The following is a 24,338-nucleotide window of genomic DNA, read 5'->3' on the forward strand; positions in this document are numbered from 1 at the left end:
CAAGCCTTATTTGAGGCTTGATACCCCGCCATGCCCTTTCGCTGAATAGTTACTTTCAGAAAAAAACTCGTTAATAAATGCTTTTTCGTGAAATCCATTTGCAGTATATCCTAATTATTGGTATCTTTGCACGCCTTTTCCATAAATGGAAAGGTAAGACCTTCATCATTGCAAGGGGCGTCAGGGTAAAAATTAGGCATTAGAAATAATTAAAACAATAACATGCGTCAACTTAAAATTCAGAAAAGTATCACCAATCGCGCTGGCGAAGCATTGGACAAGTATCTCGTTGAGATTGGCCGAGTGCCCATGATCACAGTGGAAGAAGAAATTGAGCTTGCACAAAAGATCAAGAAAGGCGGACGTGAGGGTGAACGGGCTAAGGACAAACTGGTTAAAGCCAATTTGCGCTTTGTGGTTTCCGTAGCCAAGCAGTACCAACACCAGGGGCTTGGTCTTACCGACCTCATCGATGAGGGTAACATCGGACTGGTTAAGGCTGCAGAAAAATTTGATGAGACACGTGGATTCAAGTTCATCTCATACGCTGTATGGTGGATTCGTCAGAGTATTCTGCAAGCCATCGCCGAGCAGAGCCGTATCGTAAGGTTGCCACTCAACCAGGTTGGTGCGCTGTCGAAGATCAACGCTGAGATTTCGAAGTTTGAACAAGAGAACCAGCGTCGTCCGTCGGTTCACGAGTTGTCAGATTTGACCAACATCGATGAAACGAAGATCGACCAAACCATTAAGGCCGACAACCATCACATGAGCATCGACGCTCCTTTCCAGGAGGACGACGACAACAGTATGGCCGATGTGCTGGCTTCAGGCGAGGACAGTCGCGCTGACAAGCATGTCGACTATGAGAGCATGTCGCACGAGCTCGACACTGTTCTTCGCAATGTGCTGAAGGATCGCGAGATTACCATTGTGCGCGAGTGTTTTGGCATTGGCTGCAATGAGAAAGGACTTGAGGAGATTGGCGACCAGCTTGGTTTGACGCGCGAACGTGTCAGACAGATTCGCGAGAAAAGCATCGTCAAGCTCAGAGAGAGTGGTTACTCGAAGCTGCTCATCAAGTATTTGGGCTAAGCGACGTTGAAAATAGCCTGTTTCGTTAGAGATAAAAGGTCGAAGCAGGCTATTTCGCGCCCTACTCCATCTCCTATTTACCTAATTATTATAGTGTTTCCAAACCGCAAATCGTTAGAATGGAAGAGAATTGCATAGAGGTTAAGGGCGCGCGGGTCAACAACCTGAAAAACATAAGTTTAAACATTCCGCGCAACAAGTTCATCACAATCACTGGTGTTTCCGGCTCTGGCAAATCATCGTTAGCTTTCGACACGCTTTATGCAGAAGGCCAGCGACGCTACGTTGAAAGCCTTTCAAGTTATGCCCGTCAGTTTATGGGTAGGATGAACAAACCCGAATGCGATTTTATCAAAGGATTACCACCCGCCATTGCCATTGAACAGAAGGTTATTTCGCGCAATCCTCGTTCAACGGTAGGCACCTCCACGGAGATTTACGAATATATGAAGCTGCTCTATGCACGCATAGGGCATACCTATTCACCCCTCTCAGGCCAGGAGGTGAAGAAACATTCGGCCGACGACATTGTGAACCAAACGTTCGGCTTTTCTGATGGCACTCGCTTCATGGTGCTCGCACCCTTACATGTGGTCGAGGGACGTACCATTGAAAAACAGTTGGAGATGTTCCTTCAGGAGGGTTATACTCGATTGATGACGGGTTCCGACGTGGAACGGATAGAGGACATTCTCGCAGATGGAGCATCATCGAAGGTGTCTCTAAGCAACTCGTATTTGGTTATCGACCGCATGAGTGTCTCGCATGAGAAAGATGCCATAGCCCGCCTTACCGACTCAATAGAGACCGCCATGTATGAAGGCGACGGTGCCTGTCGGCTGGCTTTTTTGCCATCAGGAATCGTATACGATTATTCATCGCGATTCGAAGCCGATGGCATGACCTTTGAGGAGCCCAATGAGAATATGTTCTCATTCAACTCACCATTGGGTGCTTGCCCAACTTGCGAAGGCTTCGGCAGCGTTATTGGAATTGACGAAAAGTTGGTTATCCCCAACTCTACCCTATCTGTTTATGATGGGTGCGTTCAATGTTGGCATGGCGACAAGATGCAAGGATGGAAAGATGAGTTTTGCAGAAGAGCCAAGCACGCCAACTTCCCTATCTTCAAGCCCTATTTGGATTTGTCGCTTGAGGAAAAAGACTGGCTTTGGCACGGCCTTCCCTGTGACCGCGATGAAGCAGGCCATCTTCGCGATGACGCCGTTTGCCTGGATTCGTTCTTCCAAATGGTGAAGAACAACCAATATAAAATTCAATACCGCGTAATGCTCAGCAGGTACCGCGGAAAGACGGTCTGTCCTGACTGCCATGGAAGTAGACTGAAAAAGGAAGCCTCGTGGGTGAAGATCAACGGCCGTAGCATTATTGACCTCGTGCAAATGCCGGTAGAACAACTTCGTCAGTGGTTTGCAATGCTGCAACTGCCAGAGCATGAGCAGGAAGTGGGTAAGCGCCTGCTAACAGAAATCAACTCGCGACTGAAGTTTCTTTGTGAGGTGGGACTGGGCTATCTCACGCTTAACCGCATGAGCAACACCCTGTCGGGAGGTGAGAGCCAACGCATCAACCTCACCACATCATTGGGATCGTCGTTGGTGGGAAGCCTATACATTCTTGATGAACCCAGCATAGGTTTGCACAGTCGCGACACCGATCGCCTCATACACGTCCTTAAAGAATTGCAGGCGCTTGGCAACACCGTCATTGTGGTGGAGCATGACGAGGAGATTATGCGTGCTGCCGACTGGCTCATCGACATTGGCCCCAATGCAGGTGACCTTGGCGGTGAAATTGTATACGAAGGTTCCATTCCCAACGGTTTGGAGAACAAAGAAAATGACTCTTTGTGTCAGCAACTTCTAAAAGACCATCCGAACAGTTACACCATCAAATACCTTACGGGGAAAGACACAATTGCTGTTCCTAAATCACGCAGAAAATGGAATCTTTCTATTGGCTTGAAGGGGTGTCGAATGAACAATCTGAGAGGCATCGATGTGGATATTCCGCTCAACGTTTTGACGGTGGTAACTGGTGTGTCGGGCTCGGGAAAGTCAAGCCTGGTGAAGGGTATCCTCTACCCTGCCCTAAAGCGACACATGAATGAGGTGGCCGAAACGCCTGGCGAGTATCTCGCTTTGGAAGGCGATTGGAATGCGCTTCGTCATGTGGAGTTTGTTGACCAAAACCCCATTGGCAGAAGCACACGTTCGAACCCGGCCACATACCTGAAAGCATATGACGCCATTCGTGACCTGTTTGCAAGCCAACCATTGGCCAAGCAGTTGGGATTTCCCGCCCAATACTTCTCCTTCAATGCCGAAGGTGGACGCTGCGAGGAGTGCAAAGGGGCTGGAGAAATCACTGTGGAGATGCAGTTTATGGCCGACCTTACATTGGTGTGCGACGCCTGTCATGGCAAACGCTTCAAACAGGATGTGCTCGATGTGAGGTTTGAGGGGAAAAACATTTACGATGTGCTGAGCATGACCGTCAGGGAAGCCATCGATTTCTTCGGCACCCATAAGCAAAAGACCATCGTCGATCGCCTCAGACCATTGTATGAAGTGGGACTGGGTTACATCAAACTCGGACAGAGTTCGTCGACGTTGTCGGGGGGCGAGAACCAACGAGTGAAACTGGCTTATTTCATCGGGCAGGAGCGTCAGGAACCCACACTATTCATTTTCGACGAGCCTACCACCGGTCTTCATTTCCATGACATTGCACGCCTGCTGCATGCCTTCAACGCACTCGTTGAACGGGGTCATAGCCTAGTGGTCATTGAGCACAACTTGGATGTAATCAAAGAGGCTGATTGGGTTATCGACTTAGGACCCGATGGAGGCGACAAGGGTGGACAACTGGTTTGTGCTGGAACACCAGAGACCATAGCCAAATGTGCGAATAGCGTTACGGGAAAATACCTGAAAGACAAACTTCAATAAACCGACACCTATGCTGTCTATACTGATACCGACATACAATGACGATTGCTATGCGCTTGTTCAAGCGCTTGCTCTCCAAGCGAAAGCCATCAACTTAGCGGATTGGGAGATTATCGTTGCCGATGACGGATCGACCGACGATCAGGTGATAGCTCGTAACAAGAATCTCCAGGACATTTCTGGATGTCGGTTTGTTAGAAACAATGACAACATGGGGCGTGCGGCCATCCGCAACTTCTTGGTAGAGCAAGCGCGTGGTGAATATTTGATATTCATTGACGCCGACATGAAAATCTGCGAGCCCAACTACCTGAAAAGGTATGTTACGGCGCAAGCACTTGGCAATGTTGTTTATGGAGGCTACATTGTACAAGGAGGAACAAAAACGAACCTGAGATTCCTCTACGAAAAGCAAGGTGAGAAAAACCGTTCGGCCCAACTTCGCAACAATCAGCCCTACAAAGATTTTCACACATCCAATTTCATGGTTTCACGCAAGGTGATGAAAGTTCTTCCATTCGACGAGCGTTTCCGCCATTATGGTTACGAAGATGTGTTTTGGGGAAAGCAGTTGGAAGTATATGGTGAGAGCATAGTTCACATCGATAATCCTGTGGCTTTTTGTACCTTTGAGCAAAACTCCGATTTTATCGTTAAAACGGAGGAAGGCCTTCGTACCCTGCGACTTTTTCGCAATGAGCTCAAAGGTTATTCGCCCTTGCTGAAAGTTGCTGATAAACTTGAAAGGAACAAGCTTAAACCGTTGTTTGCCTGCATTTTCAGAGTAATGGGAAAGAGCTTAAAAAGGCTCTTGCTTTCCAAACACACGAACCTGCTGGCATTTCAAATATATAAGCTGGGATATTACCTTAGCCTCAAATAAGCCCCAAACTCACAATAGACCGTTGGCAGAGCAGTCCTGTTGCAAGTTTATTCTACTGCCTGAGGAAATCCTTGGAGCCGAATGCGCCAAAGACCATTGGTGCGAACCATTTGAAAATTATATTCCGACTCGCCTTTCACCAAGGTGATCTTGTCCAAACTGTCCATACGGAAATAGTTGGATACATGAACCTCTATGGAGGCCATACTGTCGTTGTCGAAACTGAAGCCGCCCAAGGTGCACTCCACGTCGCTCTCGGTTGCCTTAAGACTGTCAATGTCGTCTTGTGTGACTTGAGAGGCCATATAACGTAGCCAACGTTGGGATGATTCGTCGCAATATGTACTGGATTTTTGAAATTGCCACCTAAAGAACGATTGGGCAAAAGAATCGGCACATGAAGTTAGCTGCTTATCGCTATTTGCACACGAAGAAAACGGCAAAATAAGCAAAAAACAGCAGGAAACTGCAAACAACAAGGTTGTTAAGAAAAACATGTGTCTCATTCACCAAACGATTTTTATAAGCATTGCAAAGGTAAGCAATCCATCTGTGGAAGCCAAACATCGCGCTTACTTTTTGTTGCTGTCTTCCATGATGTGTTTAACAAGAATGTGAGTAATGCATGCTGATTAAGGATTTTTGCATATTAAAAGTTGAATATGTCCTTTCTTTTAGCTAACTTTGTGGGAAAATTGAAAACAAAATGTTGCATTATATATCGTTTGGCAGTGGAAGCAGCGGAAACAGCAGCTTCCTCTTCACGGAGACTGATGGACTCCTGATAGATGCCGGCATAGGTATTAGGGCGCTCAAAAGGCAGTTTAAAAATTTTGGACTGCACATGTCGAGCGTCAAAAACATTCTCATCACGCACGACCACGCAGACCACGTGAAGTCGGTGGGGAGCCTAAGTAGAGACTACAACCTGCCTGTGTGGACAACAAAAACTGTCCATGATGGCATCAACAATAATTGGTGTGTCAGGTGTAAAATTACGCCTGAGAGGGCAAAACGTGTTCAGAAGGGAATTTCTTTTCAGTTGGGCGACTTCCTGATCACTCCGTTTGGTGTACCCCACGATAGTGCCGACAATGTAGGATATTGCATCCAATATAAGGATGTTACATTTGTCTTAATGACCGACATTGGACATCTCACTGATGAGATGAAAGGATTTATCAGCAAGGCAAACTATTTGGTTATTGAGGCCGACTATGAAAATGAAATGCTGATAAGCGGTCCTTATCCTGAACACTTAAAGAGACGAATCCTGAGTCCGTATGGACACATGAGCAACGAGGAATGCGCAATGGCCTTAGCCGAAAACGCCACCTCGAACCTCAAGCACGTATGGCTTTGTCATTTGAGCGACGAGAACAACCATCCCGACTTGGCAGAAAAGAGCGTGAAGCAGATTTTACGGTCGCATGGTATCGTGGTTGGCAATGAGCCAGGGGCAGATTTCAAATTGGAAGTTCTGAAACGAAAGACCCCAACAGGCATATTTGAGCTAAAGTAACCTCAAGACAGATTTACTAACTTAATCCCATTCAAACAATGAATAGACATACGAAACTCAACATCTTATGGCGATCATTGTTGGTCGCCATGTTGATGGCTTTCTGTAATACCTTGTCTGCCGAAGAGACCGATCGGCAACGAGCCGATGAACTCAACCGACAGGTGGACTTATTGATGGGACGTCTGCAAGCCACGCGCGACACGTTCACATACTTCAACACCTTAAGGCAGGCTGTTGAAACTGCGCTGCAATGTGACTATTATGATGGTATGCCAAACGCCAAAGGAAAGGTCGACCCCAAATACCGCCATATCAACAGTAAGCGCCTGTCGCCCATTGGTACCCGACTAATCGATGCTGGAATATACTATTATAGCCATCGACGCAACGAGGAAGCGCTCGAAGTGCTGAAAACCTACCTGCACTTTTCACGAAGTCACATCTTTAGATGGAAGAAAGACCTGTATAAAGGTCAAGCGGCCTACTACCTGTCTTTGTTATGCTATGGGGCTAAGAAATATGCCAAGGCAGATCATTATGCCGACATAGCGCTTCAAGATGCCGAGTACGCAAAAGACGCCGCAGAGGTGAAAGTGAGTTGCATGAAGGAAATGATGGTTACGCCCAACGACTCGGCACGCTACCTGTATACGTTACTCGGGCTACATGATAAAGCTCCCAACAATTCCACCTTTATGCGATTGTTAATGGAGTATTACTCAACAGATGGGCACGAGCAGGAATTGGAGCAGTTCGCATTGGACGAAACGCGTAAATCGCCTACAAACAAGCAGGCATGGGCCTTGTTGGGAGAAACCAAAATGAGAAAGCAAAATTGGCAAGAGGCATTGGAGGCTTTCCGCAATGCCATCCGACTCGACACCACATTTGTGGAGGCCATATATAATAAAGGTATCTGTATCAGTGCCCAAGCCCAACAAGTGTTGCAAAATATAGAGACTAAGCCCCAAACGCTCCCCGACTCTATCAAAGCTTTGTTGCAAGAGGCAAGGAAAGATTTCGAACAGGTGGCGCGACTGAATCCGCATGTCGAAGAAATGGATTGGGCCACACCTCTTTATTTAGTATACAACCTTTTAGGTGAAGACGAAAAAGCCAAGGCCATCAAACCAAAAGTAGAGGAACAAAAGATAAAAAAATCATGAGAACAGAATACACGCCTTTGAAAAGCAGGCTAACTTGTCGCAAATTTGTTACACCGAGATGGTGGTGCATCATATTTACCTTATTTATTGGTAGTTGGTGTGTTTCCACTACAACATTTGCACAAAAGAAACAGATTTCTAACGCCAAGGAGAATGTAAAGAAAGGTAATAACCTCGAGAATGCGGAGAAATCGATGGTAGAGTTGTTGAAGGATTCTGCCAATCGACAAAACGATAAGATATGGACCATCCTTTTCGATGCTCTCAAGAAACAATACGACCAGGGCAACGAGAAGATCTACCTGAAACAAAAGTATGACACAGCAAACTTGTTTAATATTGCCTCACGTATGTTCCAGCAGATGGAAGCCTACGATTCTATCGATGCGCAACCCGACGCAAAGGGACGCGTGAAACTCAACATGAGGAAAGACAACGCCGCATTGCTTAATCGGCTTCGCCCCAATTTATTAAGTGGAGGCCATTACTTTGTCCGAAAAAAGAAGTACGCTGAAGCATATCAGCTCTTCGACCAATACATAGACGCAGCCCAACAACCCCTGTTTGCGTCGTACCGCTATATGGAGAAAGACAAGAACATACCAATGGCTTCCTATTGGGCTGTGTATTGCGCCTACAAGATGCAAGATAGCAAAAAAACGCTTAACCACACTTATCAGGCCCTGAAAGACACCACTCACTATGAGATGATGCTCCAATATCTGTCGGATACTTACAGACGCGACGCCGACACAACTCGTTACGTGAATACACTGGTTGAAGGATTCCAAAAATATCCATTGTCGTTGTTCTTCTATTCGCATCTGATAGAGCATTATTCGCAGACAGGGCAATGGGACGAGGCACTTGCGCTAACAGACAAGGCACTTAATGTCGACTCAACCAACCAAGTATTTTGGCAGACAAAGGGCTCTATATTATTGAACTTAGGCGACTTCCAAAAATGCTTCGACATTAGCCAACGGCTCATTAGCGAAAACGACAGCTTACCAGAGGCATGGCTGAACGCCGGATTGTCGAAGTTTAACATGGGGGTTAAATTCGACAAAACGTCATTGGCAAGCTCCAAGCAGCGTGCTGCCACCCTTAAGTATTACAAGGAGGCTCTCCCCTATTTGGAAAAGTACAGGGCCATGAGACCTGATAGAAAAGACAAGTGGGCTTTGCCTCTTTACACCATATATCTAAACCTGAATATGGGCAAGGAATTTGATGAAATAGACAAACTGATGTAACAATGAAAATAGAAGAAATAACAAATAAGTTGGGCATCAAGCTCAACGACATGCAAGAAGCGTCTGCGCAAGCCATTATCGGAGGAAACGGCGACCTGGCTGTTCTGAGCCCAACGGGTTCGGGAAAGACCTTGGCTTACCTTCTTCCAGTGTCTCAACTGATAGACGAGCTGCAGGACGAGGTGCAGACCATCGTTATTGTTCCAGGACGCGAATTGGCCCTGCAAACAACCAACGTGCTGCAAAACATGGGCACTGGAATCCGCTCCTTTGCCGCATACGGTGGCCGTCCCACCATGGATGAGCACCGTGTGTTGCGTCGACTAAAGCCACAGGTGGTGTGTGGAACACCGGGACGCCTGAACGACCATTTAGATAAGGAGAACATCGATCCGTCGCATGTTAAGTTTGTCGTGATCGATGAGTTCGACAAGTGTTTGGAGATGGGCTTCCGTGAAGAGATGAAAGCGTTGCTCAGAAGAATGCCACGCCAAGCAAGGCGAATCCTCTTGTCGGCAACCGACTCAGAGGACATCCAGGGCATGGTAGGACACGCTATGCGATTGGACTATAGACAAGAGGACGAGCAGGTACCTGACCGAGTAAAGGTGCTTGCCGTTCATTCTCCCGAAAAAGACAAATTGGAGCCGTTGGGGCGCCTCTTGCTTTCATTTGGGCAAGATAGCACTATCGTCTTCGTAAACTATCGCGACTCAGTGGAGCGTACGGCCGCTTATCTTCGCCAAATGGGCTTCACGCTAAGTGCGTTCCATGGAGGCCTGGACCAAAAGGCACGTGAGGATGCTTTGTATCGTTTTGTTAACGGATCAGCCAACATCATGGTTAGCACCGACCTCGGTAGCCGTGGACTCGACATTCCCAACATAAAGAACATCGTTCACTACCACCTGCCCGAAAGCGAAGAGAGCTATGTGCATCGTGTAGGACGAACGGCGCGATGGCTAGAAACAGGACAAGCCTATTTCATCCTTAGCACCAACGAGCAGGTGCCTGAATATGTACACGCGGAAGTGACCGATTACGAAATACCCGAAAACGAAGGGGCAGAATGTCCACAACCTCGAATGTCAACCCTTTATATTGGAAAGGGCAAAAAAGACAAAATATCAAAAGTCGATATCGTTGGTTTCCTTTGCAAGAAGGGAGGACTGAAATCGGCTGACATCGGACGCATCGATGTGAAGGACCATTATGCATACGCGGCCATCGACAGGAAGCAACTGAAAAGTGTGCTAAAACGTATTGCTGGAGAAAAAATCAAAGGTATTCGTACCATTGTGGAAGAAATAAGATAAAAACCTTGATCTTTGGATAGTTAGCGCATGAATATGTAATATAAAGTGTCGCTTTAACAGTATAAAAATTCATCGATAAATTATGGATAAATTATTTGTTTTATTAAAATAAATACCGTATCTTCGCAACGAATTATTATGAAAAACAATATTAACCCTATAAAAAATTGAAGTGATGAAGAAGTACAATTTTAATGCAGGTCCTTCGATGCTTCCCCGCGAAGTGATTGAGAACACAGCGAAGCAACTTTTGGATTTTGACGGCCATGGCCTTTCTTTGATGGAAATCAGCCACCGTGCTAAGTATTTCCAACCTGTTATAGATGAGGCTGTAGCTCTTATCAAGGAATTGCTCGACATTCCAGAGGGTTACTCTGTCATCTTCCTCGGTGGCGGCGCTTCTTTGCAGTTTATGCAGATTCCAGCCAACTTCCTGATCAAGAAGGCTGGTTATGTGAACACTGGCACATGGGCCAAAAAGGCCATGAAGGAGGCTAAGATGTTTGGCGAGGTTGTTGAGGTTGCATCGTCTGCCGACAAGAACTACACCTATCTGCCACATAACTTCGAGATCCCGTCTGACTTGGATTATCTTCACATCACCACCAACAACACGATCTATGGTACCGAGATCCGCAAGGAAATCGACGCACCCGTTCCATTGATTGGTGATATGAGCTCTGATATCATGAGCCGTCCTGTTGACGTTTCTAAGTATACAGCGATCTATGCTGGTGCACAGAAGAACATGGCTATGGCAGGTGTTACCGTTATTATCGTCAAGGACGACATGTTGGGCCAGGCTCCTCGCGAGCTCCCCACAATGATCGACTACCGCACACACGTAGACAAGGGCTCTATGTTCAACACTCCTCCTGTGGTACCTATATATTCGCTGCTTGAGACTATGCGTTGGGTGAAGGCTCAGGGTGGTGTCACTGAGATGGACCGCAGAGCTCATGAGCGCGCCGACATCCTTTACGGAGAGATCGACCGCAACAAGTTGTTCCGTGGAACAGTAGCGGAGGAGGATCGTTCTCTGATGAACATCTGCTTCGTGATGAACGACGAGTACAAAGAGTTGGAGAAGGACTTCTTCGATTTCGCTACAGAGCGTGGTATGGTCGGCATCAAGGGTCACAGAAGCGTAGGTGGTTTCCGTGCAAGTTGCTACAACGCTCAGACTATCGAGGGTGTCAACGCCATGGTTCAGGCCATGAAGGACTTCGAGGCACAACATTAATTTCACACTTAACCTTATTTAATCATGAAGATACTTGTTGCTACAGAGAAGCCTTTTGCCCCTGCCGCAGTTAACGGCATTAAGAATGAGGCACAGGCTGCAGGCCACGAAGTGGTTTTGCTTGAGAAGTACACTGATAAGCAGCAGTTGTTGGATGCTGTTGCCGATGTCGACGCAATGATTGTTCGTTCAGACAAGGTTACTCCTGAGGTGCTCGACGCTGCTAAGAACTTGAAGATTGTGATACGTGCCGGTGCCGGTTACGACTCTATCGATACCGCCTATGCTAAGGAAAAAGGTGTTGTTGTTGAGAACACTCCCGGACAGAACTCTAACGCTGTAGCCGAATTGGTGTTTGGTTTGCTGGTGTTCACAGTTCGTAATTTCTTCAACGGTAAGAGTGGTAGTGAGTTGAAGGGCAAGAAGCTCGGTATCCTTGCTTTTGGTAACGTAGGTCGCAATGTGGCTCGCATTGCCAAGGGATTTGGCATGGATGTTTACGCATTCGACGAGTTTGTTCCCAAGGAGAAGATAGAGGAGCAGGGCGTACATGGCGTTAACAGCCGCGACGAACTGTTTGAGGTATGCGATGTTGTGTCATTGCACATCCCCGCTACTGCCGAGACTCGCGAGAGCATCAACTATCAGGTTGTCAACCTGATGAAGAAAGGCGGTATAGTTGTTAACACAGCCCGCAAGGAAGTTATCAATGAGGCTGAACTGATTAAGTTGCTCGCTGAACGTGAGGACCTGAAATACATCACCGACATCAAGCCTGACGCTGATGAGGAGTTCCGTAAGTTTGAAGGCCGCTATTTTGCAACACCTAAGAAGATGGGTGCCCAGACTGCTGAGGCTAACATCAATGCAGGTATTGCAGCTGCTAAGCAAATCGTTTCCTACTTCGCAACAGGTGACGAGAAATTCCGCGTGAATAAATAATTAATGAAAAAGGAGGCTCTGCCGACATTCCGTTCATTCGGAGTGTCGCCAGAGCTTTTGTTTAACTACAATAACCCCAAAACCTTAATACTATGGCAACTATCAAACCTTTCCGTGGATTACGCCCTCCAAAGGATCTTGTTGAACAAGTGGAATCAAGACCCTATGACGTCCTCGACTCAGAAGAGGCTCGTGTGGAAGCTGGTGATAATGAGAAGTCTCTCTACCACATCATCAAACCTGAGATCAATTTTGAACCCGGCGTTTCTGAATACGATCCCCGTGTTTACGAGAGCGCAGCTGAGCAGTTCAAGAAATTCCAAGATAAGGGTTGGCTCGTCCAGGACGCAGAAGAGAATTACTATATTTATGCGCAGACCATGAATAATAAGACCCAGTATGGTCTTGTCGTTGGTGCTGCCGTAGACGACTATATGACTGGTGTGATCAAAAAGCATGAGCTCACCCGTCGTGACAAAGAGGAAGACCGCATGAAGCACGTCAGAGTATGCGATGCAAACATGGAGCCTGTCTTCTTTGCTTATCCCGATAATGCCGTTCTCGATGCATTGATCAACAAGTATGCTAAGACCACACCCGAGTACGACTTCATTGCTCCCATTGATGGTTTCCGCCATCAGTTCTGGATAGTGTCTGACAAGAACGATATTAATCTTATTACCGAGGAGTTCCACAAGATGCCCAATTTGTATATTGCCGACGGCCATCACCGTTCAGCAGCTGCAGCTCTTGTTGGAGCAGAAAAGCGCAAACAAAACCCCAACCATAAGGGTGACGAGGAGTACAACTATTTCATGGCAGTTTGCTTCCAAGCCTCTCAGCTTACCATTCTCGACTATAACCGTGTGGTGAAAGACCTCAATGGTATGACAAGCCAGGAATTTCTGAAAGCATTGGAAGATGACTTCGTTGTTGAGAACAAGGGCGCTGAGGATTATAAACCCCAACACCTGCACGAGTTCTCGCTTTACCTCGACCACGAGTGGTATAGCCTGACAGCTCGCGAGGGCAAATACAACCCCAATGATCCTATTGGCATTCTTGACGTCGATATCTCAAGTCGCCTTATCCTCGACAAGTTGATGGGAATAAAGGATTTGAGATCCGATAAGCGCATCGACTTCGTGGGTGGCCTCCGTGGATTGGAGGAGCTCCGTCGTCGCGTCGACAATGGCGAGATGCGTTGGGCATTGGCGCTCTACCCTGTCACCATGAAACAAATCATGGATATTGCCGACAGTGGCAAGATCATGCCTCCCAAGGCCACATGGTTCGAGCCGAAGTTGCGCTCCGGACTGGTAGTACATAAATTGCAATAATGGATTCGTATAAGACAATTGACGAAACAATCATAGGCGAGGGCTACTATACTGAAAAGCGTAGTAAGTTCCTCGCTTATGCTCATCATGTTGAAACAGTAGATCAAGCAAAAAACATCATCGCGGGTTATCGTAAGAAATACTACGACGCCCGCCATTGTTGTTTTGCGTATGTGTTGGGCCCTAACGGCGAAGAGTTCCGCGCCAACGACGATGGTGAGCCGTCGTCTACTGCCGGCAAGCCCATTATGGGGCAAATTACATCGCATGAACTTACCAATATCTTGATTTGCGTCATTCGCTATTATGGAGGCGTAAACCTGGGTACTGGCGGACTTATTGTGGCCTATCGTACGGCAGCTTCCGACGCCATCGATCATAGTAAGATCGTCACGCGGTTGGTGGAAGAACAAGTTGTTTTCCGTTTCACCTACCCTATGATGAATGGCGTTATGGGCATTGTCAAAGACATGCAACCCAAGATTATCTCCCAGACATTTGATAACGACTGTGAAATAGTGTTGTCTATTAGGAAGAGCCAGGCTGAAGAACTTCGAAATCGCCTGAACGGTTTAACCTTTGGTGGGCTATAATTTTCTGCCCTCTATCAATCGTCATTACCTCCTTTTGGTCGGTGGGACTACAACATATCAAGCATAGGCCCCCGTGTCTTATGCTGCCCTCCACTACGCCCTAAGGATGCGATAGGTACGTATAGTCTGTGATGAAAAGGGGGTATAGTCATTTACCTAAAGTTACTGCCCCAAATATCATGGCGGCAATCATTGTGTTGGATAATGATTGTCGCCATCTATATTGCTTTACATTGCGGTTAGGTTTGGGCCAAGCCTCAAAACATCCCCTACTCTGCTTATTTGGATGAACGTAAACAACAAATTTCATCCTTCGTTTTCTCGTCATGGAAAACTCAAGCAAACTTGGGTTATGCTCATCTGGCTAAGCGAAAAAGCACCATATCAAAACACCTTTTCTCGTCATGGCAGTGCATAGGTTATGTCCAGCTCAGCTCATCTGCCTCAACGAAAACATGTCATTATATGGCGCATTGGGCAAATGCTTTATTGCTCCTTGACTTCTGCAGGGTGTTTCTCTTGATAATAGCTCAAGAACAGGCGCAAAGCCTTGTTGGTAGCTATTGCCAAATTGATATCTCGACCAAAATCCTCGGTCAATTTGAATGTGCGCACATCGTCTTTAGAGCCATATCCCAACCAAACAGTACCTACGGGGATGCTTGGGGTTCCACCGCCAGGACCAGCTACACCGGTGGCAGAGATGGCGTAGTCTACGTTCAGGGCTTCGCAAGCACCAATAACCATTTGACGGGCCACTTCCTCACAAACCGCCGTTTGCTCTTCCAACACCTCATGCGAAACATGAAGAATGTTCTCTTTTACCTCGTTGGTGTACGACACGACACCACCCTTAAAATAGTTGGACGCACCAGGTACAGATATGATAGCCTCGGCAATGCGACCGCCCGTGCAACTCTCAGCTGTTCCGAGCGTGTGTCCGTTATCATAAAGAGCCGCCTGAATTTCGCGACTCAAAATCTTTGTTTCTAATTCCATTGGTTCGAATGATTATGGGCAACAAGCTGACGCTTGACTTGCCCCAATGAAAGAAATGATTATTTGAATGTTACTTTGGAGAATGCGGGAGCGTCAATGGGACAGAAGTCTTGATCCTTAAACTTACAGTATCCCACAATGCCAATCATTGCAGCATTGTCGGTGGTGTAACTAAATTTGGGGATGTAGATAGTCCAACCATAACGATCCGCATGGTCGTGGAACGCCTGTCGAAGCACGGAGTTAGCAGAAACACCACCTGCCACAGCAACGTGCTTGATGCCTGTTTGCTTAACGGCCATGCGCAACTTCTTCATTAAGATGTCGACGATTGTATACTCAAGGCTTGCTGCCAGGTCTTCCTTATGATGCTCCACAAAATCGGGATCCTCTGCAACCCACTTACGAAGGTTATAAAGGAAAGATGTCTTCAATCCTGAGAAGCTATAATTTAAACCTGGTATGCTTGGCTCAGAGAACTTGTATGCTTTCGGATTGCCGTTCTTTCCCAGTCGGTCGATGATTGGGCCACCGGGGTAACCAAGTCCCATAACCTTCGAGCACTTGTCGATGGCCTCGCCCGCAGCGTCGTCGATGGTTTGCCCGAGCACCTCCATGTCGTTGTAGGCGTTTACCTTAACGATCTGCGAGTTGCCACCCGACACCAGGAGACAAATGAACGGGAACGGCGGCATGTGCTGGTCGTCGTCACTCTCTTTGATAAAGTGAGCCATGACATGCCCCTGCAAGTGGTTGACATCAATAAGTGGAATGTCCAAGCTTCGCGCAAACCCCTTTGCAAAGCTAACGCCTACGAGCAAAGAACCCATCAATCCGGGGCCACGTGTAAATGCCACAGCTGACAATTGGTCTTTTGTAATGCCTGCCCGTTTGATGGCTTGGTCGACCACCGGCACCACGTTTTGCTGATGGGCTCTGCTGGCCAACTCGGGCACTACGCCACCATAGGCCTTGTGCACTTCTTGTGAAGCCGTTACATTACTCAGCAAAACGCCGTTGCGAAGCACAGCTGCAGAGGTGTCGTCGCAACTGCTTTCAATTCCAAGAATATAAATATCGTTCATACTTACAATCTTATTCATCATCTGGAAAGAATTTCTACACCCGTTTCGGTCATAAGGAACGTGTGTTCCCACTGAGCGCTGGGTTTCTCATCGCCACTTATAACCTCCCAACCATAGGGATCATCGGCGTCGATGTAGACTTTCCATGTGCCCATATTGATCATCGGCTCAATGGTAAACACCATTCCTGGAACCAACAGCATGCCCGTTCCCTTGTGGCCGTAGTGTAGAATTTCGGGAGCCTCATGCATCGACAATCCCACGCCGTGCCCGCAAAGATCGCGCACCACTCCATAGCCATATTTCTCCGCGTGCTTCTGAATGGCATGACCAATATCGCCCACGAAACAATAAGGTTTTGCGGCTTCTGCGCCAATCTCCAAGCACTCCTTTGTTACGCGAACCAATTGCTCTTTCTCGGGAGTGGTCTTTCCGCCGATGATGAACATACGCGATGCGTCGCCATAATATCCATTATAGTCGAGTGTCATGTCTACATTCACGATGTCGCCCACTTGCAACACATCCTCCTTTTTTGGAATGCCGTGGCAAACCACCTCGTTGATACTTGTGCAAACACTCTTTGGAAAACCTTCGTAATTAAGGCACGATGGATGGCAGTTGTTCTCCTCGCAATATTTCATACAGATGTCGTCGATTTCCTGCGTGGTCATGCCCGGATGAATGGCAGCCTCCACAGCGTCGAGGCATCCTGTGTTGAGTTTACCTGCCACGCGAATGCCCTCAATCTGCTCAGGCGTTCTTACCATATCGCGTGTGGGAACAAGTTTTCCCTTGCTTTCCCAATACATGACTTTTTCGTCTAGTTCTGTCAATGGCTGACCGCTAATGGCGTGCCATCTTTTCTTTTTATTTAGCATTTTCTACTAATTTAATATCTTTGTACAAAGTTAATGCATTTAATCTGAATGGCGAAATTGCGAAACAAAAAAATGCGCGGCGTGCCTGTTTAGTGGACCTTTCATTCTTCCCCAACACAACTATGCATCTTGGTTTTCGAAAAGATTCAGCTTATTTTTGCGCGCCTCATCAAGCGACACGATGCGCTGCTGTTCCTGCGCATAATCGTCTCGCAACTGTGTATATTTCTCTTTCAGTTCCTCAGCATACCGTGGCATTTCCTGTTCGTTAAGCATGCGTGCTGCCGCCAACACGTTTTGTGCGGCGTCTTTCATCCAGGCCACCACTCCACCGTAAACAGGAGCTATTTTTAGCGCCACATGAAGTTCCGAAGTTGTTGCTCCACCTATCATGATGGGCACCTGCAATCCCGCCTTGTTGAGTTCCTCGGCCACATGCACCATCTCGTCCAACGAGGGTGTGATGAGTCCACTCAGCCCCACCATGTCGGCATGTTCCTCCTGCACCTTCTTCACGATTTGCTCTGCAGGCACCATCACGCCCATGTCGATTACCTCGTAATTGTTGCACGCCATGATAACTCCCACGATGTTCTTTCCAATGTCGTGTACGTCGCCTTTCACGGTTGCCAACACAATTTTTCCAGCCTTGACAGATCCTTCTTTCTTCTCGGCTTCAATATATGGCTGCAGGATAGCCACAGCTTGCTTCATGGTACGAGCGGTTTTCACCACTTGCGGCAAGAACATTTTTCCTTCTCCAAAGAGTTTTCCCACTTCGTTCATTCCATCCATGAGCGGCATCTCTATGATATTTACGGCGTGCGGAAACTTCTGCAGCGCCTCATGCAAGTCGTGGTCCAAATGTTCGGCCACCCCCTTTCGCAACGCATATTTCAGTCGTTCCTCCACACTTCCCTTGCGCCATTCTTCCTCAGGCGCATTAGTGTTTATGGCTCCCGGCTGACCTTGCGCAGCGGCCTTTCGGGCATCTTGTTCTTCCTTCATGCGTTGCGCGAGCTCGATGAGATCCTCAGCCGCTCCTTTGCGACGATTGAGTACAACATCCTCAATAACAGACAGTTGGTCGGCTGGAATATCGTCGTAAGCCACTTTTGTGGCTGGGTTCACAATGCCAAAATCCATGCCCTCCAGAATGGCGTGATAAAGGAACACGGCATGCATGGCTTCACGAATATAGTTGTTTCCCCTGAACGAGAAACTAAGATTGCTCACGCCACCGCTGACATGCGCTCCCGGAAGGTGTCGCTTAATCCACCCTGTTGCACGGATAAAGTCTACGGCATAGTTGTCGTGCTCCTCCATACCCGTGGCAATGGCCAAGATGTTAGGGTCGAAGATGATGTCCAACGGATTCATTCCCACCTCGTCGACCAACAAGTGGTAGGCGCGTTCGGCAATCTCGATACGCCGTTCATACGACGTGGCCTGTCCCTGTTCATCGAAGCACATCACCACAACGGCCGCGCCAAACCGTTTTATGTCGCGCGCATGCTGCAAGAAAACCTCTTGGCCTTCTTTCAGTGAGATAGAGTTGACAATGCATTTGCCTTGCACACATTTCAGTCCGGCCACGGCAACATCCCAATTCGACGTGTCGATCATGATGGGCACCTTGGCTATGTCGGGCTCCGATGCTATGAGGTTAAGAAACGTCACCATCTCCGTCTTGGCGTCAAGCAATCCGTCGTCCATATTCACGTCGACGACCAACGCTCCGTTCTCCACCTGCTTCCTGGCAATGGTCAGGGCCTCCTCGTAGTTTTTCTCCTTGATGAGTCGCAGAAACTTACGCGATCCAGCCACGTTGCAACGCTCGCCCACATTCACGAAGCGCACTTCCGGCGTTACGTCGAGCAACTCAAGTCCCGAAAGCCACATGGTGTTGGGTCGTGGCTGTGGAACATGCGGCTTCTTTCCCTGTGCCAACAGGTTGTATTGGCGAATAAACTCGTCGTCGGTTCCGCAACATCCTCCCACAATGTTCACCAATCCCTCGTCCATCAGTTCCTCTATCTGTGGCGACATGCTTTCTGCCGTCTCGTCGTAGAGTCCCATAGAATTAGGCAACCCGGCGTTGGGATAAGCCGAAATGTAATAAGGTGCCTTGGCTGCCAGCGAGGCAAGGAAAGGCTTCATTTGCTTGGCTCCAAACGAGCAGTTGAGGCCAACTGAAAAAATATCATACTCGCTGACGCTTGCCAGAAAGGCGTCGAGCGTCTGGCCGCTCAGCGTTCGTCCAGCCAAGTCGCTTACCGTGACGCTCAGCATAATGGGCAATTTTCGTCCTTGTTCGCCCATCACCTTATTGGCGGCGTCAATAGCACATTTAGCGTTCAGCGTGTCGAAGATTGTTTCTATCAAGAGCAGGTCGGCTCCCTCTTCCACCATGGGCGTAATCTGTTCACAATAAGCGTTGTATAGCTCATCGTAGGTCATGTCGCGTGCGGCGGGGTTGCTCACATCCGGACTGAGCGAGCATGTCTTGTTCGTAGGTCCTATTGATCCTGCCACAAAGCGCGGCTTTTCAGGCGTAGAGAACTTGTCGGCCTCCTCACGGGCCATGCGCGTCCCTACCCTCACCATCTCCACGCAGTCGTCCTGCAAATGATAGTCGGCTTGCGAGATGCGTTGTGAGGAGAACGTGTTGGTCTCAATGATGTCGGCGCCCGCTTCGAGATATTTCCTGTGGATTTCGCGAATGACGTCAGGGCGTGTCAGGTTCAACATGTCGTTGTTTCCTTTCATCTGCCCAGGCTTATCCTTATAACGCGTTCCACGGAAATCGGCCTCGGTGAGGTGATAATCCTGTATCATTGTGCCCATGGCACCATCGAGAATCATTATCCTCTTTTTTACAATATCCTGAATAGTCATCATGCTTATGGATTAGAAGTGCTTGATGGCGCGGTCCATCTCACGTCGGTCTTCCTTCTCTTTAAGCGTCTGTCGCTTGTCATACTCCTTCTTTCCTCGCGCCAAGGCTATGTCGAGTTTGGCTCGTCCTTTCTCGTCGATAAACAACAGGACGGGCACAATGGTGAATCCCACGGCCTTTGTGTCTTCCATGAGTCGTCGGATCTCGCGTTTGTTAAGCAGCAATTTTCGGTCTCTCTTGGCTACATGATTGGCGTACGACCCATAGAAATAAGGGCTGACGTTCATGCCTTTTACCCATATCTCGCCGTTGTTGATGAAGCAGAAACTGTCCACCAACGACGCCTTTCCGTTGCGTATCGACTTTATCTCGGTACCTGTCAGCACGATTCCTGCCGTATAGGTGTCGATAAAGTAATACTCGAACGAAGCTTTCTTATTTCTTATTTGTACAGGACTTTTTTTCCTGATTTCCTGTTGCTCTTTGTTCATTTCTCGATGTGTGCAAATTGTTCGGTGTGCTCGTCAACGTAGTGTGCCACGGCCGATGTGAATTCCTCCTCATACTCCACGAACGTGTCGTCGAAGTCGTCGAAGCATGGGAACTGCTCGTAGAGCGCGTCAAACTCCTCCTGTGTGCAATCGGCTTCAATCTCCTCGTGGTAGATGTTGTAGTAGCGATGACATTTGTTGATGAGCTTATAAAGGTCGTGTATTCCCCAGTTGCGCATGGCCCTATCGAATGGGTTCTTAAAGAAGAACGGGCCGTATCCGTTGTGGATGAGTTGTACAAATCCGCCATCCATCACCTCGTCGCGCAAGGCGATATAGGCCAACAGGGTTATTTGGTCGGCGTTGAGATCTTGCATGTTTTCTGCGTTGAGTTCTCCACCGATCGCATGATGTATGGCGTCTGTAAACACTTGGATAAAAGCATCCATTCCTTCTCCTGCAGCCTTTTGCAGGTCTGTATCTTTAACCACTACCGCTTTCATATTCCTTGTTTTGTTTGTTTTGCAAAGATACATCAAAAAGTTGAAAATCAATCATTATGTCGCAAAAACGTTGTAAATGACGGAATTGCAGGAACGCCATGAAACCAAGAAAGGGCGACTGCCTTTCGTAGCAATCACCCTTCCCTATCATGTTTTTTTAGCTCTTATTGAGCCACACACGCATTTACTTCTGGAAATAGCGCTTGTAGAGGCCCATGAAACCAGCAGAGTGGCGAGCCTCGTCGCGTGCCATCTCATGAATGCTATCGTGCAGAGCGTCGAGGTTGTTGGCCTTAGCCAGCTTGGCAGCCTCAAACTTGTCGGCTGTGGCGCCCTTCTCTGCAGCCATGCGCACCTCCACATTGGTCTTGGTGTCGTGCAGGATGCTGCGGCCCAGGAATTCAGCGTAGCGAGCGGCGTGTCCAGCCTCGTCCATGGCGTAGCGCTCAAAAGCGCGGGCAATCTCAGGATAACCCTCACGATCGGCCTGGCGAGCCATAGCCAGATACATGCCCACCTCGGCACACTCGCCAGCGAAGGTAGCGCGGCAATGCTTCAGCAGCTCAGCGGGAACGCCTTCCTCCAAGGCAACGCCCAACTTGTGCTCGGCTGCAAACTCAGGGAGTGTATCCTCTGTCAACTCAGTAAACTTACTGGCGGGAGCGCCACAGATAGGGCACTTCTCAGGAGCGGTCTCACCCTCGTGGATGTATCCGCATACGGTGCAAATAAACTTCTTCTTCATAATGTTTTTGTTTTTGTATGGTAAGTAATCAGTTTCTGCGCGACGCGCAGTCCCTGCATATTCCCTTGTAATAAACTTGAGCCTCGTCGACAATGTGACCATCCACCTTCCTCGGAGCGTCGATTGCGGGCACCTCCTCGTTCATCAGGTCGAACACCTTTCCACACTCGCGGCAGAAGAAATGCACATGTGGGTGAACGTCGCCGTCATAACACACGCGATGGTCGTCGATGGTTATCATCTGTGCTGCACGGTGCTCCGACAGCAACCGAAGCGTGTTGTACACGGTTGTGCGACTCAAGGTCGGAATTTCCCTCACTATTCCCTGAAACACATCCTCCACCGTGGGATGGGTGCGATGGGTTTGCAAGAATTCCATTATCGCCAAGCGTTGCACAGAAGGGCGCAGCCCGCATTCCACTAACCTGTCGTAGGCTTCTTGTCTCATGTCTGTTTGCTCTTTGTTCTATTTTCTTGATTACAGTTGCAAAGATAGTGAATTGTTTTTATATCTCCAAACAATTCTGTAATTATTTCAAGTTAATAATAAAAATAATATTTATTCCCTTCCAACTTCTAATGGGCGCATGGACTATCTATATATAATAAGGTGTAGGTTCCTAACGGTTTGTTTTCGCACACACCGAAGAATCTCCCAAAAGCCTGTTTCTTTCATTTTTTACTGTTTTACGCAAAAAAAGATGTCTTTTTGTAGGTTTTTTGCAAGAAACACTTTATCTTTGCAACCGGAAACAAACAATTAGATAGACAACCCATTGTAAAACTGTCGAGTCGTCGGCATTCTGCAATTCAGGATCGTCACAACAACAACCAATACAACACATTATGAAAGCATCGGAAGTAGTAGAAAGATTGCAACAGGTCTATCCTGGCCAGCCCGAGTACATCCAGGCCGTTAGTCAGGTGCTGGGCACCATCGAGGATGAGTACAACAAGCACCCCGAGTTTGACCGTGAGAACCTCATTGAGCGTTTGTGCATTCCCGACCGTATCATCAAGTTCCGCGTGAACTGGATCGACGACAAAGGCAACGTGCAGACCAACAATGGTTACCGCGTTCAGCACAACAACGCCATTGGCCCGTACAAGGGTGGTCTTCGTTTCCACGCTTCCGTCAACGAGAGCATCCTTAAGTTCTTGGCTTTCGAGCAAACCTTCAAAAACTCGCTCACCACGCTGCCGATGGGTGGCGCCAAGGGTGGTTCCGACTTCTCGCCCCGCGGCAAGTCGACGGGTGAGGTCATGCGTTTCTGCCAGGCCTTCATGCGCGAGCTTTGGCATTATATTGGGCCCGACTGCGATGTTCCCGCTGGCGACATTGGCGTAGGCGGCCGCGAGGTAGGCTACATGTTTGGCCAATATAAGGCTCTAACCCACCAGTTTGTGGGCATCCTCACGGGTAAAGGCCAGGAGTTTGGCGGTTCGCTCATCCGTCCTGAGGCCACAGGCTACGGCAATGTCTACTTCTTGGAGAACATGCTGAAGACACGCGGCATCGACCTCAAGGGTAAGACGGTCCTCGTTTCCGGCGCTGGTAACGTTGCTCAGTACACCCTCGAGAAGTTGCTCCAGTTGGGTGCCAAGCCGCTCACCTGTTCCGATTCGGATGGCTACATCTACGACCCCGACGGCATCGACGAGGAGAAGTTGGCCTACATCATGGAACTAAAGAACGTGGAGCGAGGCCGCATCAAGGAGTATGTAGAGGAATATCCCTCAGCCAAGTATGTGGCAGGCGCCAAGCCTTGGTTTGAGAAGGCCGACATCGCTACACCTTGCGCCACACAGAACGAGATCAATGGCGAGGCGGCCGAGGCGCTGGTGAAGAACGGCGTGATTGCCGTAAGCGAGGGTGCCAACATGCCTTCTACCCCCGAGGCCATCAAGGTGTTCCAAGACGCCAAGATCCTCTATTGCCCGGGCAAGGCCAGCAACGCCGGTGGTGTGGCCGTGTCGGGATTGGAGATGACGCAAAACTCAGAGCGCCTGAAGTGGAGCCGCGAGGAGGTCGACGCCAAGTTGCATAGCATCATGAACGAGATTCACGCCGAATGTGTGAAATATGGCACGCAGCCCGATGGCTACATCAACTATGTGAAGGGTGCCAATGTGGCCGGCTTCCTGAAGGTGGCCAAGGCCATGATGACACAGGGCGTATTCTAACAACAAAACATCAACACAAACACGCAGAGGGTGGTTGGCCACCAATGGCCATCCTCCCCCATTCATCGAAAAGCCGCATTCCATGATCTGGATGCGGCTTTTCGTATATAGGTAGTTGTCTGTTGATGGCCAAGCCTTCAAAGCGCAAGCCGAAACACCTGCTCGAAACAAACGCTAACAAGAATTAAAATCTGATGACCGATTCGGGTTGAAATATACA

At 48.3% G+C, this 24,338-nt stretch carries 21 protein-coding genes; 12 read left to right on the forward strand and 9 right to left on the reverse strand.

Going from position 1 to position 24,338, the window contains the following annotated elements:
* Positions 1-222: 222 nt before the first annotated feature.
* The 3 genes from WKK33_RS03780 (at position 223) to WKK33_RS03790 (ending at position 4,950) form a co-directional block, all read left to right on the forward strand.
* Complete coding sequence (locus tag WKK33_RS03780; protein WP_215760496.1) at positions 223-1,095, forward strand: sigma-70 family RNA polymerase sigma factor; 873 nt, start codon at positions 223-225, stop codon at positions 1,093-1,095.
* Positions 1,096-1,214: 119 nt separating this feature from the next.
* A complete protein-coding gene (uvrA, locus tag WKK33_RS03785; RefSeq protein WP_337932553.1) occupies positions 1,215-4,067 on the forward strand; it encodes an excinuclease ABC subunit UvrA in 2,853 nt (950 codons plus the stop codon).
* A gap of 10 nt (positions 4,068-4,077) precedes the next feature.
* Positions 4,078-4,950: a glycosyltransferase family 2 protein gene (locus WKK33_RS03790; RefSeq protein ID WP_337932554.1), complete on the forward strand. Its 873-nt coding sequence runs from the start codon at positions 4,078-4,080 to the stop codon at positions 4,948-4,950.
* Between the two features lie 47 nt (positions 4,951-4,997).
* On the opposite strand, the gene WKK33_RS03795 is transcribed toward WKK33_RS03790, so the two are convergent.
* On the reverse strand, positions 4,998-5,255 hold the full coding sequence (locus tag WKK33_RS03795; protein ID WP_287768937.1) for a hypothetical protein: 258 nt from the start codon (positions 5,253-5,255) through the stop codon (positions 4,998-5,000).
* A 401-nt stretch (positions 5,256-5,656) separates the two neighbouring features.
* On the opposite strand from WKK33_RS03795, the gene WKK33_RS03800 reads away from it, so the two are divergent.
* From WKK33_RS03800 to WKK33_RS03835, 8 genes are all read left to right on the forward strand, one after another.
* Positions 5,657-6,472, forward strand: a complete 816-nt coding sequence (locus WKK33_RS03800) for an MBL fold metallo-hydrolase (RefSeq protein ID WP_337932556.1) — start codon at positions 5,657-5,659, stop codon at positions 6,470-6,472.
* 38 nt (positions 6,473-6,510) lie between these two features.
* The gene (locus WKK33_RS03805) at positions 6,511-7,641 is read left to right on the forward strand and encodes a hypothetical protein (protein WP_337468784.1); all 1,131 of its coding nucleotides are present in this window, start codon (positions 6,511-6,513) and stop codon (positions 7,639-7,641) included.
* Positions 7,638-8,897, forward strand: coding sequence for a hypothetical protein (locus tag WKK33_RS03810; protein ID WP_287768940.1), 1,260 nt, complete (start codon positions 7,638-7,640; stop codon positions 8,895-8,897). The genes WKK33_RS03805 and WKK33_RS03810 overlap by 4 nt, the downstream gene beginning before the upstream one ends.
* A gap of 2 nt (positions 8,898-8,899) precedes the next feature.
* Positions 8,900-10,213, forward strand: coding sequence for a DEAD/DEAH box helicase (locus WKK33_RS03815; RefSeq protein ID WP_337569673.1), 1,314 nt, complete (start codon positions 8,900-8,902; stop codon positions 10,211-10,213).
* A gap of 175 nt (positions 10,214-10,388) precedes the next feature.
* Positions 10,389-11,456 (forward strand): 3-phosphoserine/phosphohydroxythreonine transaminase, encoded by a 1,068-nt coding sequence (gene serC / locus WKK33_RS03820; protein ID WP_309438252.1) that lies wholly within the window; start codon positions 10,389-10,391, stop codon positions 11,454-11,456.
* Between the two features lie 24 nt (positions 11,457-11,480).
* Positions 11,481-12,398: an NAD(P)-dependent oxidoreductase gene (locus tag WKK33_RS03825; RefSeq protein WP_337569672.1), complete on the forward strand. Its 918-nt coding sequence runs from the start codon at positions 11,481-11,483 to the stop codon at positions 12,396-12,398.
* A 92-nt stretch (positions 12,399-12,490) separates the two neighbouring features.
* Positions 12,491-13,738, forward strand: a complete 1,248-nt coding sequence (locus WKK33_RS03830) for a DUF1015 domain-containing protein (protein ID WP_337569671.1) — start codon at positions 12,491-12,493, stop codon at positions 13,736-13,738.
* The gene (locus WKK33_RS03835; RefSeq protein WP_337932558.1) at positions 13,738-14,331 is read left to right on the forward strand and encodes a YigZ family protein; all 594 of its coding nucleotides are present in this window, start codon (positions 13,738-13,740) and stop codon (positions 14,329-14,331) included. Before WKK33_RS03830 ends, WKK33_RS03835 begins: the two co-directional genes overlap by 1 nt.
* A 486-nt stretch (positions 14,332-14,817) precedes the next feature.
* Here the strand turns inward: WKK33_RS03835 and WKK33_RS03840 are convergent, their stop codons facing one another.
* The 8 genes from WKK33_RS03840 to WKK33_RS03875 all read right to left on the reverse strand — a co-directional run bounded on the left by WKK33_RS03840 (position 14,818) and on the right by WKK33_RS03875 (position 22,382).
* Positions 14,818-15,330 (reverse strand): CinA family protein, encoded by a 513-nt coding sequence (locus WKK33_RS03840; RefSeq protein WP_287768946.1) that lies wholly within the window; start codon positions 15,328-15,330, stop codon positions 14,818-14,820.
* 59 nt (positions 15,331-15,389) lie between these two features.
* Positions 15,390-16,415 carry a tRNA (adenosine(37)-N6)-threonylcarbamoyltransferase complex transferase subunit TsaD gene (gene tsaD / locus WKK33_RS03845; protein ID WP_337932559.1) on the reverse strand — a complete coding sequence of 342 codons (1,026 nt, stop codon included), beginning with the start codon at positions 16,413-16,415 and terminating at the stop codon, positions 15,390-15,392.
* Between the two features lie 17 nt (positions 16,416-16,432).
* Positions 16,433-17,296, reverse strand: a complete 864-nt coding sequence (map, locus tag WKK33_RS03850) for a type I methionyl aminopeptidase (protein WP_287768948.1) — start codon at positions 17,294-17,296, stop codon at positions 16,433-16,435.
* Between the two features lie 120 nt (positions 17,297-17,416).
* A complete protein-coding gene (gene metH, locus WKK33_RS03855) occupies positions 17,417-20,197 on the reverse strand; it encodes a methionine synthase (protein ID WP_337932561.1) in 2,781 nt (926 codons plus the stop codon).
* A gap of 9 nt (positions 20,198-20,206) precedes the next feature.
* Entirely contained in the window at positions 20,207-20,686 is a 480-nt protein-coding gene (smpB, locus tag WKK33_RS03860; protein ID WP_337569667.1) for an SsrA-binding protein SmpB, read from the reverse strand.
* Complete coding sequence (locus tag WKK33_RS03865; RefSeq protein WP_337932563.1) at positions 20,683-21,189, reverse strand: DMP19 family protein; 507 nt, start codon at positions 21,187-21,189, stop codon at positions 20,683-20,685. Before WKK33_RS03865 ends, smpB begins: the two co-directional genes overlap by 4 nt.
* Before the next feature lie 184 nt (positions 21,190-21,373).
* On the reverse strand, positions 21,374-21,934 hold the full coding sequence (locus tag WKK33_RS03870; protein WP_215760723.1) for an NADH peroxidase: 561 nt from the start codon (positions 21,932-21,934) through the stop codon (positions 21,374-21,376).
* Positions 21,935-21,962: 28 nt separating this feature from the next.
* Entirely contained in the window at positions 21,963-22,382 is a 420-nt protein-coding gene (locus WKK33_RS03875; protein ID WP_337932565.1) for a transcriptional repressor, read from the reverse strand.
* Positions 22,383-22,780: 398 nt separating this feature from the next.
* On the opposite strand from WKK33_RS03875, the gene WKK33_RS03880 reads away from it, so the two are divergent.
* Positions 22,781-24,118, forward strand: coding sequence for an NADP-specific glutamate dehydrogenase (locus tag WKK33_RS03880; RefSeq protein WP_215760725.1), 1,338 nt, complete (start codon positions 22,781-22,783; stop codon positions 24,116-24,118).
* Positions 24,119-24,338 lie beyond the last annotated feature (220 nt).

Origin of the sequence: Hallella sp. (genome assembly GCF_037460745.1) — a bacterium.
GTDB lineage: Bacteria > Bacteroidota > Bacteroidia > Bacteroidales > Bacteroidaceae > Prevotella > Prevotella faecis.